This window comes from Streptomyces pristinaespiralis (genome assembly GCF_001278075.1).
Classification (GTDB): Bacteria; Actinomycetota; Actinomycetes; order Streptomycetales; family Streptomycetaceae; genus Streptomyces; species Streptomyces pristinaespiralis.
The window spans coordinates 5,969,244-5,983,647 of the sequence record NZ_CP011340.1; the positions used below are offsets into that span (position 1 = coordinate 5,969,244).

16 protein-coding genes and 1 tRNA gene are annotated in these 14,404 nt (G+C 70.2%); 9 read left to right on the forward strand and 8 right to left on the reverse strand.

Features of this window, described 5'->3' with window-relative positions; all coding sequences use genetic code 11:
- Window position 1: 1 nt before the first annotated feature.
- From SPRI_RS25410 to SPRI_RS25420, 3 genes are all read right to left on the reverse strand, one after another.
- Window positions 2-700 (reverse strand): DUF4383 domain-containing protein, encoded by a 699-nt coding sequence (locus SPRI_RS25410; protein WP_005318173.1) that lies wholly within the window; start codon window positions 698-700, stop codon window positions 2-4.
- A 283-nt stretch (window positions 701-983) separates the two neighbouring features.
- Window positions 984-2,384, reverse strand: a complete 1,401-nt coding sequence (locus SPRI_RS25415; RefSeq protein ID WP_005318175.1) for a hypothetical protein — start codon at window positions 2,382-2,384, stop codon at window positions 984-986.
- Between the two features lie 83 nt (window positions 2,385-2,467).
- Window positions 2,468-3,256, reverse strand: coding sequence for a DUF4097 family beta strand repeat-containing protein (locus SPRI_RS25420; protein WP_005318177.1), 789 nt, complete (start codon window positions 3,254-3,256; stop codon window positions 2,468-2,470).
- Between the two features lie 306 nt (window positions 3,257-3,562).
- Here SPRI_RS25420 and SPRI_RS25425 point away from each other — a divergent pair.
- From SPRI_RS25425 to SPRI_RS25430, 3 genes are all read left to right on the forward strand, one after another.
- Window positions 3,563-3,637, forward strand: a tRNA-Val gene (locus SPRI_RS25425).
- A 941-nt stretch (window positions 3,638-4,578) separates the two neighbouring features.
- Complete coding sequence (locus SPRI_RS39990) at window positions 4,579-4,836, forward strand: biotin/lipoyl-containing protein (protein WP_359816417.1); 258 nt, start codon at window positions 4,579-4,581, stop codon at window positions 4,834-4,836.
- A 910-nt stretch (window positions 4,837-5,746) separates the two neighbouring features.
- Complete coding sequence (locus SPRI_RS25430; RefSeq protein ID WP_005318179.1) at window positions 5,747-5,944, forward strand: hypothetical protein; 198 nt, start codon at window positions 5,747-5,749, stop codon at window positions 5,942-5,944.
- Between the two features lie 449 nt (window positions 5,945-6,393).
- Here SPRI_RS25430 and SPRI_RS25435 read toward each other — a convergent pair whose 3' ends face one another.
- On the reverse strand, window positions 6,394-6,864 hold the full coding sequence (locus SPRI_RS25435; protein WP_050791568.1) for a hypothetical protein: 471 nt from the start codon (window positions 6,862-6,864) through the stop codon (window positions 6,394-6,396).
- Between the two features lie 176 nt (window positions 6,865-7,040).
- On the opposite strand from SPRI_RS25435, the gene SPRI_RS25440 reads away from it, so the two are divergent.
- A complete protein-coding gene (locus SPRI_RS25440; RefSeq protein ID WP_037774771.1) occupies window positions 7,041-7,301 on the forward strand; it encodes a hypothetical protein in 261 nt (86 codons plus the stop codon).
- Window positions 7,302-7,866: 565 nt separating this feature from the next.
- Window positions 7,867-8,301, forward strand: coding sequence for a hypothetical protein (locus SPRI_RS25445; protein WP_037776876.1), 435 nt, complete (start codon window positions 7,867-7,869; stop codon window positions 8,299-8,301).
- A gap of 124 nt (window positions 8,302-8,425) precedes the next feature.
- Here SPRI_RS25445 and SPRI_RS25450 read toward each other — a convergent pair whose 3' ends face one another.
- The 3 genes from SPRI_RS25450 to SPRI_RS25460 all read right to left on the reverse strand — a co-directional run bounded on the left by SPRI_RS25450 (window position 8,426) and on the right by SPRI_RS25460 (window position 10,043).
- The gene (locus tag SPRI_RS25450) at window positions 8,426-8,650 is read right to left on the reverse strand and encodes a hypothetical protein (protein WP_037774772.1); all 225 of its coding nucleotides are present in this window, start codon (window positions 8,648-8,650) and stop codon (window positions 8,426-8,428) included.
- Between the two features lie 235 nt (window positions 8,651-8,885).
- The gene (locus tag SPRI_RS25455) at window positions 8,886-9,539 is read right to left on the reverse strand and encodes a maltokinase N-terminal cap-like domain-containing protein (RefSeq protein WP_005318187.1); all 654 of its coding nucleotides are present in this window, start codon (window positions 9,537-9,539) and stop codon (window positions 8,886-8,888) included.
- Between the two features lie 51 nt (window positions 9,540-9,590).
- Window positions 9,591-10,043: a cytidine deaminase gene (locus SPRI_RS25460; RefSeq protein ID WP_037774773.1), complete on the reverse strand. Its 453-nt coding sequence runs from the start codon at window positions 10,041-10,043 to the stop codon at window positions 9,591-9,593.
- 117 nt (window positions 10,044-10,160) lie between these two features.
- Between SPRI_RS25460 and SPRI_RS25465 the strand changes: the two genes are divergently transcribed.
- The 3 genes from SPRI_RS25465 to SPRI_RS25475 all read left to right on the forward strand — a co-directional run bounded on the left by SPRI_RS25465 (window position 10,161) and on the right by SPRI_RS25475 (window position 12,793).
- Window positions 10,161-10,766: a flavoprotein gene (locus SPRI_RS25465; RefSeq protein WP_037776878.1), complete on the forward strand. Its 606-nt coding sequence runs from the start codon at window positions 10,161-10,163 to the stop codon at window positions 10,764-10,766.
- 202 nt (window positions 10,767-10,968) lie between these two features.
- Window positions 10,969-11,766, forward strand: a complete 798-nt coding sequence (locus tag SPRI_RS25470) for a transglutaminase domain-containing protein (RefSeq protein WP_005318192.1) — start codon at window positions 10,969-10,971, stop codon at window positions 11,764-11,766.
- Window positions 11,767-11,980: 214 nt separating this feature from the next.
- Complete coding sequence (locus SPRI_RS25475) at window positions 11,981-12,793, forward strand: maleylpyruvate isomerase family mycothiol-dependent enzyme (protein ID WP_053557344.1); 813 nt, start codon at window positions 11,981-11,983, stop codon at window positions 12,791-12,793.
- 69 nt (window positions 12,794-12,862) lie between these two features.
- Here SPRI_RS25475 and SPRI_RS25480 read toward each other — a convergent pair whose 3' ends face one another.
- Window positions 12,863-13,204, reverse strand: a complete 342-nt coding sequence (locus tag SPRI_RS25480; protein WP_005318195.1) for a hypothetical protein — start codon at window positions 13,202-13,204, stop codon at window positions 12,863-12,865.
- Window positions 13,205-13,595: 391 nt separating this feature from the next.
- On the opposite strand from SPRI_RS25480, the gene SPRI_RS25485 reads away from it, so the two are divergent.
- Window positions 13,596-14,333 carry a class I SAM-dependent methyltransferase gene (locus SPRI_RS25485; RefSeq protein ID WP_005318197.1) on the forward strand — a complete coding sequence of 246 codons (738 nt, stop codon included), beginning with the start codon at window positions 13,596-13,598 and terminating at the stop codon, window positions 14,331-14,333.
- Window positions 14,334-14,404: the final 71 nt, after the last annotated feature.

The window sequence follows — 14,404 nt, forward strand, 5'->3', positions numbered from 1 at the left end:
GCTAGCGGCGTGCGCGCGGCTTGCGGGAGAGCAGGCGGCGAGCGATCGCCGCACGGATGCCCCGGGTGCCCCGAACACCGCCGGGGGAGGCGCCGGCGGCCGTGCCGGGACCGGAAGGCCGGGGGGCCAAGGGCTGCATCGCCGCGAGCTCCGCCCGGCGGCGGCTCGCGCGCAGCTCACGCTCGGACTGATCGGGGTGGCGGGCCCGCCAGTACGGATTGTCGTGCGGCAGCGACGCGCTGACCCGCCCGTACATGCCGAAGAACATCAGCAGCACGCCGACCACGAAGCTGAACATCACGTTCTGGATGCGGAACGCGAGGGGGTTGAAACTCCGGTCGAGCAGCGCGAGGTTCACGAAGCCGCTGAGGATGAAGAGGATGCCGAGGACCATGTTCACCGTCGAGGCGAAGTTGCCGCCGATCACCATGCCGACGAAGAGCAGCAGCCCCACGGCGATCGACAGGACGCTCAGCGCCCCGTTGGTGTTCAGGCCGGCGACGGTGTCGCCGCGGGTGTCGAAGAAGCCGATCCGGTCGATGAGCCCGAGGATCCCGAAGGCGACCAGGACCAGGCCCATGATCCCCGCCCCCACCCGGTAGAACCGGCTGAGGCGGTGATCGACGGGCAGATGCTCGTCCAGTGTGATGCGGCGCCTGACCCGGCCCACGCTCCTGGAGCGCAGCACGTGTGCGGCCATCCCGGCCTCCTTCGCGTACGTACGCGGACACCGACTCCACCAGGATCCGCCGCGGGACGAAGGCGGACAAGCCAGGCGGCGGCTGCGCGATGCGGGGCCGGCGTGCAGGCGCCGCACGGGTGGCGGCTGCGCGATGCCGGCCGGGCCGTAGTGCGGGCGCTGCGCGGTCCGCAGCGATGTCGCGCGAGGGCGGAGGGCGAGGGCGAGGGCGGGGGCGGGGGCGGGGGGCGGGTGGCGAAGCGCGGCTCGCCGACCCGACCCTTCTCCCCTGCCCCGCGTCCGGTCAGGCGGCGCCGGCGCCGCGCTCCTCCCGGATCTGGTCGACCACGCGTTGGACCGTGCGCCGTACCGCTTCCGTCTCGGTGAGGAAGTGCCAGTAGTCGGGGTGCCTGCCCTCGAGCCCGGCGACGGCCCGCTCCAGCCGGGCGACGGAATCGTCCAAGGGGCGTGCGTGGCGCGGATCGGGGGTGTTGCGGCCCGTCATCGCGAGGCGTTGGGCGTCACGGATCGCGAAACGGGTCCGCTCGATCTCCTCCTGCGGGTCCTTGGCCACGGCGTTGAGACGCCGGAGCCGGTCACCGGCCGCGGAGACCGCCTCGTCCGTCGAGTTCAGCAGGGCACGCACCGTGCCGAGCAGGGCCGTGGCGTCCGGCCAGCGCTGCTCCTCGCGTGCCTTGCCGGCCTCCCTCAGCTTCTCCTCGGCCTGGCGCACGCTGACGGCCGCCTGCTCGGGCACGGGCTGGAGGTCCTGCCAGCAGGCCGCGGTGAACCGGCGGCGCAGCTCGCTGAGCACGGGCTCGACCTGGGCGGAGCGGGTGGTCAGGGCCTGGGCGCGGGTGCGCAGCGACACCAGGCGTTTGTCGATCTCCGCCGCGCGCTCGGGGAGCCGCTCCGCCTCCGTCCGTACGGCCTCGGCGTCGCGCAGCACGCGGTCGGCGCGCTGCAGTGTCTCGGGGACGCCGTGCCGCCCGGCGCCTTCGTTGAGCTTCGTCAGCTCCGGCGCGAGGCGGGCGAGACGCGCCGCGAGATCGTCCGCCCGCAAACCGGAGCCGCGTACCGAATCGAGAGCATTGCTCGCAGAAAGGAGCGCCTGTCGCGCCCGCTCCACGGCGGGTGCCAGCCGGGCCAGCTGCGTCTCCGCCTTGTCGAGCAACGTTCCGAGGCCCTGCTCGAACCGGTCGAGCTCCCCCTTGACCCGTACGAGCTCGTCCTTGGCCCGGGTCAGCTGCGTACGCGCCTGCGCGGCGACGGACACGTCCAGGTCGTCCCGGTCCAGATCGTGCGCGTCCACGGCCGTGATGTAGGCGTGGCTCACCTCGTCGATGCGCCGCCCGAGCGCGGCGAACCCCTCCACGGCGCGGCGCGCCTCGGGCGAGCTGTCCACCGCCGTGATCGTCTCGATGGAGATCCGCAGATCCCGCTGCGCCGTGTCCAACTCGTAGAACGCCGCCGCGGCGGCGTCCTTGGCGGCCTGTGCGTCCGCCCGCTGACTCTCGCCCCGGCCGCCGAACCAGCGCCGGGTCCCCCCGCCCCCCGCGAAGGCGGCGGGCAGCACGGCCGCGACGGCGGCGAACAGCGGAAGCGGGACGAGCACCAGCGCCAGAACGCTTCGGACGTCACCCCGCACACCCCTGACGGCGGTCGCTCGTGCCTTGTCGTGCGGCCGTGCGTCTCTCGCCGTCACATCCCTCTCCCGTGCTGTGTCCGCCCTGCCCGGTCCCGGTCCGCTTAATTCTCCCACCAGGTAAGGACGAACACACGGGCCTGTCAGTTCGCGCTGCGCACCACGACTTCGCCGTTGTCGCTGCGGGCCTTGACGACGCGGGCGCTGTTGTCGTCGGTCGGCACGGCGACGTCGACGTCCCCGTTGTCGCTCTTGGCGTCCACCGCGTACGGCGCGCCGGCGCCGGGCAGCGTGATCTCGACCCGCCCGTTGTCGCTGTGGGTCTCGACCCGGTCGGGCACCGCGGCGAGCTCGAGCCGCACGGACCCGTTGTCCGATGTGGCGACGACGTTCTTCCCGGTCACCCCTTCGGCGACGACGCTGCCGTTCTCGCTGTCCAGCTCGAGCGCCCCGCTGGAGTCCGTGACCTTGACGCTGCCGTTGTCCGAACGGAGCTTCAACGCCGTGTCGAACCCGCTCGCCGTCACGCTCCCGTTGCCGTCGTCGACGGTCACGGAGGTGCCACGGGGCACCTTCACGGTGTGCCGGGCCACGCAGTCGCTGGCGATGGCGTCGCACTTCACCTTGAGGGTGAGCTTCCCGTCCGCCATCTTCCAGGAGGCGTCCGGCCCGCTGCCGAGGAACACCCAGCCGTCGACCTGCCGGGTCACCTCCACCTCGTCGACATCGGCCGGCACGAGCTCGATGTCGGTGTTGTCGGAGGCGATGGTCAGCGTCTTCCCGCTGAGCGCGAACGACTTCTTCTCGACGGGCGCCTCACTGGCGTCCGCGCTGCCGCACCCGGAGAGGCCGACCGCGAGCAGCACGACCCCGCAGGCGGCGACGCCGCCCCGGACCGCACGGCGGTGATGACGACGGAGTCCGCTTGTCATGGCGATCTTTCCCCCAGGTAGCTGTGCAGATAGCTCTGCGTGATGTTCCTTCACCCTACGAGCGCACCCGCCCCCGATCGATCCGGCCGCCCACCGTCTCCCTGGTGGGGCTATCCCCCGTACGCGGGGCGGGGCGGGATGGGGCGCGGTGTCGGCGGGAGGCGGTCGGGGCGTGGGGCGTGGGGCGAGGGCGGGGGATCGGGGTGCCGAGTGGGCGGGGCGGAGGGCGGGCCCGAGGGAGCAGAGGGGCCGGGCAGCGGTTTGGAGCTGCGGGGGATGCGCCATGTAGGCTGTGGCCTCATCCACGGGTGCGTAGCTCAGGGGTAGAGCGCTGCTCTTACAAAGCAGATGTCGGCGGTTCGAAACCGTCCGCGCCCACCAGTGCGAAGCACGACGAAGGCCCAGGTCACCGGTACAGAACCGGGGAGCCTGGGCCTTGTTCGTTTCTCAGCCGCGGGAGCGGGGGAGAGGCGTCGTACCAGTTACGCGCGAGACAGGGATGCCTGCCAGCGCTTGCGAGCCGAAAGGCTCACGGGTCGGATCGTCCAGGCGGAGTGAGTAGAAGCTTCCCTGAACGCTGCCAAGGCGCACCACGCTGCCGGGCCAGGATATCGCCGCCTCGGGCGACCTGGCCGCCTGCCCCGTCGCCGGTCACCTCGCCCCCGCCGCCGGCCTGTTCCCGTTCCCCGAAACTTCGGACGCCGAACGAGCAACCTCCACCGCCATCGGACAAGACGATCAGTCCGCATCGCATTCACGATCGAACCGGCCCGACCTGTCTGGGAAGCTACGCACGACACCGACACGCTGCAGCAGTGGCTGAAGGACCACACTGCTACTGGAACGATGCCGTGTTCCTCACCATGGGCCTCTTGAATTGCGGACTTACCGACGCTGGACGCGTGTACTTCGCCGCTTCCTGCTGCCAGGCCGAGCGCGACTTCCATAATCATCATGGAAGACATCGAAGCCGCCGGCGAAGACCTCTGACAGCTTCGGACTCGGTCATAAGACTCCATCAACCGCGTTGTCGTCTGCGGGCTTGCGGTGAGGCAGGCATCCGCCAGCGGGTTTGATCGAGCGCGGTGGGGTGCTGCCGGTTGGTACCGGTGTGCTGATGCCGTACGGCAGCACGAACCCCGTCTGGGTGGAGCCCATCAGGACAGTGCGCCCGCCGCATCGGGCAGAAACAGCCGTTGTGGGGGGACCGTCGCTGAGCGATGCGACACGTTCTGGGCGGGCCCAGGTTCTTACGGGCAGGGGACCTATCCACGTGCGACCGTATGTCAGGCATGATCGTGAAGGCTTCTCGGAGGCAACTGATGGCGCAAACCACTGTGGTCACGGCAGTTAGACCGGGGTGGGTGGAAGACGGACAGTGGGACGAATTCCAACTCTTCGTTCATCTGTCCGTGGGGGCAGGTGACCGCGTTTGGAAGAATCAGCCGCTGTTCGATCTGGAGACGGTAAAGGTCAGATTTGAGGTTCCTTCCCCCGTTGAAGGAAAGGTCCTCGGCGTCTATGTCGACGATGGGGCCCGAGTTGGCCCAAACGCGCCCATCATGAAAATCTCCTTTTAGTCCAGAAGTAAGCCGCGGTCTCGCGTCCAAAAAACAATAGGGGGAGAAACGGTGAGGCGAGAGGCTGACGTACTGGAGCCCACATTCGCCACGGTGCCTGTTCAGTGCCACGGCTGCCAGCCAGGCCGGCATCCGGTGTTTCAACGACGACCGATCTGCGGAGCCGGTTGCGGAGCGTTCCCCTGTTGGTCTGCCGTTGGGTAACCCGGGGGGGCCGATGGGACGGTGGGACGAGAGGAGGCCGGGCACGGTGGATCCGCGCACCAGCTCGGTGCCGCGACAGCGGGTGCGCTGGAAACGACGGGGGAAATAGCGGCGAACGCTGCCAAGATGATTGCGATTGCGATTGCGACCTTGAGGGAGTTTTTCAGCGCGATGATCATTTTGCTTACCCTTTGGTGGCTTCCCCGCAGCTGCGAGGGGTCGATCCCTCAGTCGAGCTAACCGTGTGATTGCGGGCCACCACGATGGTTATGGACGGACAATCCTGCAACGTGCTCGCACCTTTGGTCGACTGCTGCGGCGAATCATGAAGATACTGTAGTTTCAATCTACGCCCCGAGGGCTTGCCCGGGTGATCATGCGCGGACCGGGAAGGCCGGGGTTCGCTACGGTGGCGGTCCCGAGAAGCACGTAGCAGCGCTTGCCATAACGGGTGGCGACGGCCCGGCATGAACGCAAGTACGGGCCTTGCGACAGCCGGTGCGACACGACATCCTTCGGTATCAGTCTTTGCCGACCTTGGTCCCGGCATTCGCGAACCTGGTTCGTGACACGACTGACTCTCTGGCCTCTGCGTGCTCGCGTGCCATATCCGTGCCAGATTGAGCGGTCAACCACGGACGCTCGGAGCCTGTAGCGGTGCGAACGCCCGTCGGCAGCCTGACGGCCGCGGCCGTATCGTGAGCGCGTGCGCAACGAGAGACTCGATGAGCCGCTGTCAGGTGAAGAGTTGGAGCTCTTCCTCCAGTACCTCAACCGCTTCGCAAGGCACGACCTCGAGCTGTTCGCCCTCTGGCGGGTGGGCGATCCGGAGCGCCCGGCATACCTGACGTTCAGGAGAGACCCTGAGCCGGGTGTCGATCCATCTGCGTACCGGCGACCGTAGCGAAATCTGAGATCAACGGTTGGGGATCGCAGCGGTCCCGCAGCTCCATGCGACGTCGTCCCAGCGGTACAACTCTGCTTGCTGCGGGCTTGAAATCGAGGGCGGCCGCGTAGTGGCGCATGGCTCGTCGTCTTGTGGCGGTGCTCGGAGCGCCGCTGTAGCGCTCGGCTGGCGCGCGGGCCGCGCCCAGCCGCCGGCCGGTGGGCGAGCTCGCCAGGCGCTGGTTCGGCGCCGGTCAAGGCGCGAAGCGCGCGCTTGACAGGGCGAGGCAGACGGCGGTGCCGGCGAAGACGCTCAGAGGATCACCATCACGCCGGCAGGCATGCGGGTGCTGAGGTACAGCACGGCATTGCTCGATCGCAGAGGTGTCAGGGCGGTGAACGGCAGACCCCGCAGCGCCCAGGTGATCGCGCAGCAGATGGCGGCGACAAGCGATCAGGTAGCGCGTGTCAGGCATGGATGGGCCTCGTGCGAGCGGCGAAGTGGCGGGCGCGCAGGGCGGTGGTGAACAGGCCGAAGGCGGTCAGCAGTATCTGTCCGGGTGCGGGCAGGCGGGCGATGAGAGCGGCCGGCATGGCGAGGGCCGGAGTGGGCAGGTCGTGGCGCCGGCCGCGGATGGCGTCCAGCGGTGATGGCGAAGTCGAGTCCGGTGATGCGCGGCGGTATGAGCGAGCCGAGCAGGGAGCCGGCGAGGGCACTGTGACGCGGTACAGATGGTTGAACGCCTGGAAGGACACGATGCTCCTGCTGGACCAGGTGCGGGCCCGGCCGCCGGCGGTCATGGCGTACGCCTCGTCGCTGAGGGTGAATGTGCTGTAGTGCTTGGCGAGGCGGCCGTTGACGCGGCGCAGGGCGAAGGACAGCGCGTGAAACGCGTGCCGGGCGGTGCTCTGTCGCACCGCCCATGTCAGCCGGTTCATTCTGCTCGGCACAGTGGTGGGGCGCTGGTGGAGCGGCTGAGCTGCATGGTCTCGCCACTGGGGCAGCGCCTCTGTCATTGCTGGGCGCTGCAGACACGCCGTATGGCGGGGTCGCGAATTTCGTGATCTATGTAGGGCTATGGTGGCTTTGCTCCAGTCTGCGGAAGGATGCCCAGATGAACACCGACCGGCTTGCCGAGTTCTACGCACTGCTGACGATGCTTGAACCTGACACCGAGACGTGCCGACTCGCTCAGCGCTTGGCAGACGTCGGTACGACAGGGCTAGTGGGCGAAAGCAGCGACACCACGGTGCTCCAGGAGCTGCGTGGCAAGGCTGACAAGGTCGCTCGCGAGCTGAGTTCGGTCGACTCCGCGAAGATCGACGCCAAGTCGGAGCTCATCGCCAAGATGCTGGCCGGAGCTTCCGCGAGCTAGAGCGGAGGACCTGCAGCGGCCGTCTGCTTTCGTCGTCATCGATCTCACGGACGCGTACTCGTTCTGCCGCTCTGCACGTCTGCTCGGTCCAAGACAGCTCGTAGTCAGCTGTCTTCGGCATGATGGTTCGCCGGGTGGTTCATCAGTTCCCGCCTTGCGGGTCGATGCCGTGCCGCCGTGCTTGGCTGGTCGAACTCGCAATGCAGATGCCGGCGGGTCCGAGAGCCATCCGCGCCCCCTGTACAAGGGCCCCCATCCACCCGAGGTTGGGGGCCTTTCACCTCCGTGCTGGATCCTTGTTTCGAGGCCACCGCGAGAGGGCGGCCGGCTGCTGATGGCGGCGCTGTCCGCAGCGTCCCGGTACGGGCCGGAAGGATGGCGTCGCAGGTGGCGTCAGGCCCTGACGCCGACGATGTGCGGTCTCCCGCGGCACGCCGGGATGCCTGTTTGATCCGCGGGTGGGCGTAGAGGGCCGTCAGCACTCGTGTCGCAGGGGCTCCGGCCCGCGCCGTCGATCTCGGCCGTCGTCGCGACCGGTGTCGGTCCCGCCGTACACAATGCGCCCATGAGCGAGCACTACGAAGTCGTCTTCTCCTGCTTCCTGCGCGACGACACCCCCGCATCGGTACTGGCCGCATTGCGCCGGCACATGGGCATGGACGTCGACCGTCCGCAGGAGCTCGACGACGACGTGGACGACGGCCAGCTCGAGTCGCTGCTCGCTCCGGACGACAACAGCGCTCTGCCCGGAGGGGACGTGGTCTCCTTGCGCCGCACAGTGCAGGAGTTCACCACGTCCGGCGCGCGGCACGAGTGGGAGCTCTTCGCGCGCAAGGACTGGCTCGACGACTCCATGCTCCACCTCGACGGCCTTCTGGCCCTGCTCGCTCCCCATGTCGCGCGGTCGGGCTACGGGGGGCACTTCCGCGACGTGTACGGCACTGCGGTGACTGTCTTCACCTTCCGCGACGGAACGTACGAGCCCTTCGACGTCTGGTGAATGCGATCAGTCGTGACTCTGCAGTGGCGGCCTCGATGCTCGAGTGTTGCCCGCGTCGCGTGTTCTATGTACCGGGCTGAACGTACGACTTGCGCCTCCCACGGTGCGGCGGAAGTGGCCGTGGCTAGAGGGCGAACGGGGAGAACCCCCTGCTCTCCAGGTGCGTCAGCGTGGCCTCGAGGCAGGCGTCGGCAGATGCCAGGTCGGTCCTGAAGAACGAGTCCGCCCCCATCGCGCCGCCGGAGACGATCACCATCCAGCGGCGCCCCGGTGGGCGTTCACCGTCAGCTTTGAACACCACGGAACACCCCTGCTCGGCCAGCCACTCCATCAGTTCTACGACGTCCACATCCGCCCCCTCCGTCGCGCGGCTGTGGCACTCACATCCACGGCTGTCCATGTGCGCCGACCCTGGTCCCCGCATCCAACACCCCGGTTCGGAAACGTGGCCATCATGGGGGGGGCGTACGTGCCGGTGTCCCACGGACATCTCGGGAAACCGCGGCGTCACCCAGGGGCCGTCCCGGGTGCGCCGGCCGTCAGGCCCCAGGGGAGCGAGGGCGGCCGGCGCTTTGCCCCGTGCGTCAGGGAGTTGTGTCGCTGAGGACGGCGAACGGCGCGCGGTTCTCCGTGCCGTCCGGCGCGTGCCAGACCGCGGTGACGCGGCCCCTCGCCTCCGGCGTCGGAGCGGTGGCGTCGAGGCGGCGGGTCACGTGGAGCGTCAGGCCGGGGGCCACCGCGAGGTGCGTCCCGTGTGCGTCGTCGGTGACCGGCGCCGGCGTGGCGGCCGCGGGCGGGAGCGGGGTCCCGGTGAGGTGCGCGGTGACCGAGGGGTCCGGCGTGTCGCTCACGCTCTGGGCCTGCGGTTCGGCGTTGCCCGCGAAGAGAGCGAGCAACTGCTCGACGAGGACCGGGTCATGAGTCCCGTCGTACACCCAGCGCCTGCCGAGAACGCCGTGTTCCGACGTGCCGATGAGAGCGGCCTCGCCGGCCCCGTCGAGCGGTGCTCCGCGGTAGCTGAGGGGCAAGTGGTACGAGAGCGGGCGGTCGCCGGAGGTGTCGGTGACCACCATGAACTCGATGCCCACCTCCCCCTTGGGGTCGTCCAGGCGGAATCCGCCGGCCTTGGCGAGTTCCGGCCGGCGCGCGGTGCCCTCGTACCAGGGTCGCGAGGGCAGCCACGCGGCGAGGAGTTCGAGCTTGCCGGGGGTCATGGTGGTGCGGTGGATGACAGCCATGCTCCCTGAACGATCAGGTGACCGCCGCGGATTCCCCTCGCCCGCAACGCCCTACTCGGAGTGGGACTCCAGTGACGGCCATGTGCCGTCTTCGGTGAACTGCGCACCCCAGTAGTACGGGTTGACGTCCCGCAGGGTACGGGCGCGCCAGCCCTGCGCCGAGTCGGCGTCCGGGACGGCGACCTGGACCTCGGGGCCCCATAGGGCCAGGCGTTCCTGGCAGATGCCGCACGGCGGCAGGATCAGTACCTGATCGCGTTCGGGGACCCGGCAGACGCACACCGACGCGGTGACCCGGCGGTCCAGTGTGTACGCCTGGCAGATCGCACCGGTCTCGTGGCAGAGGGACACCCCGCCGTTCAGGTTGTCGAGGCCGACGCTGGTGAGTATCTCGCCGTCCTCCAGACGCAGCGCGGCGGCCCCGCCCGGCTCGTCGGCCGGCCACCGGCGGTCCAGCTGCGCGAGCGCCGCGTCGACGAGCCTCTGATCCAGATGCGGGTCCATACCCGCATCCTGGCACGTCATCCCTGGACATGGACGTGGTGAAGATCATGAAGTGATCCCGGGAGCGGCCGGGATTGCGCTCCTGCGCGTGCACAGTCGTGTGATCGGATGGGTCTCATGACGAGGACGACTCTGCATCTTTTCTGCTCCGCCGCGCCTCCCGTGTTCGACGTAGCCCAGGTGATCGAGCAGGCCCAGGCCGGCGGTTGGGACGTATGTCTGGGCCTGACGCCTGTCGCGGCGCGCTGGCTGGAGCCCAGCCTCGACGGGCTGGCGGTGCTCACCGGTCACCCTGTCCGTTTCGCGTACGACCGGCCCGGAGAGCCGGAGATCTGGCCGGCGGCCGACGCGGTTCTCTTCGCGCCGATGACGTTCAACAGCCTCAACGCATGCGCCCTGGGCCTCACCTCGTCGTTCGTGGTGGGCGCGGCCGCGGAGGCGATCGGCAAGGGCGTGCCGACGGTGGCCGTGCCCTGTGTGAACGCGGCGTACGCCCGGCACCCGCAGTTCGAGAGGTCCGTGGAGACGCTGCGCTCGGCGGGCGTATCGGTCCTGTACGGCTACGAGGAGAACGGCCTCGCGTCGCACGAGCCGGTCCAGGGCCAGGGGCACGGGTACGGGCACGCGCCCGGGCAGGGACAAGGTCAGGAACGGCCCGGCGCGTACCCGTGGGCAGCGGCGCTGGACGTGGTGGGCGCGCAGGTCGCCGCCGGGCGGTCGTAGCGGGCCCGGGGTGGGCGCGCGGCAGCAAAGACGGCCGGTCCGGTCGTCGGGCGCCGCTCACCCCCGTGCCCACGGGCGGGCGGGCATCCCGCGCGGACGTCCGCCGGCCTCTCGGTGACATAGTTGAGCGCGTTCAAAAACTCTGTCACGATGTCCCCGGCCGTCCGGAGACACCCGGCGCCGGACGAAAGGACGTCGTCGGATGACGAGCTCGATTCTCCGGCCGCGAGGCCGTGTCCGTGTGCGTACGTCCGAGCGGGAAACCGCTGCCGGCAGCACGGAGCCGACACGGATCCTCGACTGGCAGCACCCGCGTGTGGCCCTGCTCGTCCGCGGCCTCGGCACGACGACGGCCCCGGGCCGGGCGGACGCCGCCGCGGAGCGGGTGCAGGCCCTGCGCGCGGCCCATCGATGGATCGCCACCTCCGTACGACCCGTCTACTCGGTGCAGGACGAGCGGCCCGTGTCGGAGGTCCTGCGCCGTGGCCGGGGCTCGTGCAGCCAGCGGCTCGCCGTCCTGGAGTCCGTCGCGCGGGCGTCCGGGGTCGCCACGCGGGTACGCGGACTCGTGGTCGACGGAACGTTCTGGTACCCGCGCTTCCCCCGGCTGCACCAGATCGTCCCCGACCAGGTCCTGCTCGCATGGCCGGAGTTCCGGATCGACGGCCTCTCGCCGGACGGGCACGCCGCGGCACCATGGCTGACCGTCTCCGAACTGTTCGGTGACCTGGACGAGTTGAGCGGGCACGCGGGCGGCGGCTTCACCAACGCCGACCCGGAGACGCTCTTCGAGGCGTTGTCCAGGACTGCGATCGACTGGGACGGAGCGACGGCCTGCCCGTCCGCCGGCGCCCCCTGTGACCTCTCGGCGCACGTCCTCGCGGACCTCGGGCACTTCGACTCGCGCGACGAACTCTTCGCCCGGCACGGCCAGACCCTCTGCGGGATGGCCAGGCTGCTGGCCGAGCCCGTGCTGGGCCGACGCTCGGCCGGCGCGTAGCCGCGCGGCCCGTACGTACGGTCGCGGCCGGTGCGTAGCGGTAGAGCGGGGCGCACAGCGGTACTGCCCAGCGGTGCGCCCAGGACACGAGGTGGCAGCGCGGCGGGGCAGCGGTACGTAGCCCTGCGTGAGCGCGCGGCGTGCGGGCGCGCGCCCGGTTGAGGGTCCGGACGCCGGGCGTAGCCTGAGAAACGGGGGCACGAGGAGGTGCACCATGGCCACGTCGACCGTCTCCGCGCGGGACATCCCCCGGACCTCCGCCGCACGGGCCCGCGAGGTGAACGAGGCGGAGATACGGGCCTCGCTCGCGACGATGCGCGCGCTCGGCGCCGCCGAGGCGGAGGCCTGGTCCCGGCCCACAGCGTGCAAGGGCTGGACGGTACGCGACATGGTCGCCCACGAGGTCGGGCAGTACGAGGAGTTGCCCAAGCCGTGGCTCATGATCAGCCGCATCCGGCACGGCCGGCAGGCCCACCCCGAACTCGGCGCGCTCGACGGTCACAACGCGAGCCAGGTCGAGGAACGCCGCGGTGTGCCGGGCCCGGAGCTGGCCGCCGAGTTCGCCCGCGTCGCGCCTCGGGGCACCCGTTCGCTGCGCCGTATGCCCGGCCCGGTCCGGAAGCGGATGCGGCTCAGCCTGATCTTTCCCGAGGGGAAGGCGCTCCCCGAGAACTCGATGGACTACCTGAACAGCGTCCTGGCCGCGCGCGACACCTGGATGCACCGTGTGGACATCAGCGACGCCACCGGGGTCGACCTCGTGCTCGACGACCACGACCGCGAGATCGTGAACCAGATCGTGCTGGACCTGGCCCTCGGCTGGACCGGTCCGCCGTGCCTGCTCGAGCTGTCGGGCCCCGCCGGCGGCCGTCACCGGCTGGGCAGTGGCCCGCCCGCCGTCGTCCTGCGGGCGGACGCGATCGCCTTCGCCCGGCATCTGTCGGGGCGGCCCGCGCTCGGCGAGCTGGTGTACGAGGGGGACGAGGACGCCGCCGCGGCCCTCGACGCGGCACGGGTCATCTTCTGAGCCCCCACCAGCCGGGTTCTGAGCCCCACCAGCCGCGCCGGGGCGGCCTTTTGAGGGGCGGGTCTGCGGCTAGTGGACGAAGCTGTAGCTCAGCCAGGGGCCGGAACCCGGCGCCACGACATCGGCGGTCATCGACGGAATGTAGATCGAGTCACCGCCGGAGCAGTCGTCCGTCGGGTAGGCGATCGCGTCGGTCTCCGTCTCGTTCTCGACCGCGACCGCGCCCGGATGTTCGAAGTGGTGACAGCCGATGACCTTGGGGCTGGTGATCGTCGTGTGGTGCTCGTGCCCGGTCTCGTAGGTGAACGTGCCCACGGCGGTGCGGTCGAGGCCGGAGCAGCCCGCGGCGGTGAGGGCGAGGAGCACGGTCCCGGCAGCGGCGGCGGCATGCCGGTAGGGGGTCAGGGACACGAGCGCTCCTCGTCCGGTCGGGGAAGGTCCTGGCGAAGGCCACCTTGCCGCCTGGCCCGGCCGGGGGCATCCGGGGAGCGGCCGGCCGGGGTACGGCCCCGGCCCGTCGCCCGGCCTCGCGCCCTGCGGCCCGTCCGGCTCCGTGCACGGCCGTGCCGCCGGGAAAACTCCCGGAAAACCCGCTCCGACCCTGCCCGGGATGCCGTCCTCAGGGCCTTCGGCGGGGTCGTCCGCAGGCGTGTGCGTAGGGCGCGGGGCAGGGCTCGACCGCCTGGACGGCTGCCTTGCGGGTGCCCGTCAGAGGCTTTCCCGGGAGGGTCCGCACCTGCCCTGAGCTGGGCTTCTACGCCGTTCGCCCGTAGCGTTCGACCATCGCTGAAAGGGGGTCCCGATGGATCGGGGCATACGTACGGTCGACGACGTGATGAAGCTCCTGGACGGACTGTTCGCGCCGGAGGCGGACCGTTGGACCGAGGGCGCGGCCGGCTGGTGGGACGGCTTCTACGGCGACCGCTCCAAGCCGGTGCCGTTCTTCGTGGACAAGCCCGACGAGAACCTGGTCTCGTATCTCGACAGGGGACTGGTCGCTCCCGGGCGGGCGCTCGATCTTGGCTGCGGCCCCGGCCGCAACGCCCTGTACCTGGCCTCACTCGGCTTCCAGGTGGACGCCGTCGATCTCTCGGCGGAGGCGATCTCCTGGGCCGAGGAACGCGCCCGCGAGTCCGGGGCCGGCAGCGCGGTCCGGTTCCACCGCGGTGACGCCTTCGCTCTGGACCCGGCCGAGTTCGGCGGCCCCTACGACCTGGTCCACGACTCGGGCTGTTTCCACCATCTGCCGCCCCACCGGCGCGTCAGCTATCTCCAACTCCTCGACCGGGTCCTCGCCCCCGGCGGACGCTTCTCCCTCACCTGCTTCGCGTCCGGCGCGATGGGGTCCGAACTGCCCGACGCCGACTTCTACGGCCAGTCCCGGCTGCACGGCGGACTCGCCTACACGCCGGAGTCGCTGCGGTGGATCTTCTCCGACCTGGAGGAGGTGGAGCTGCGCCGTATGCGCGACGAACCGGCCGAGTCCCCTTGCTTCGGGGAGGCCTTCCTCTGGTCGGCGCTTTTCCGCAGGCCGTCCTGAGGGCGGTTGCGGCACCTGTGCCCTGAACGGCCGTTCGTGCTGAAGCAGTTGCGACGCCGCCGCCCCGGAAC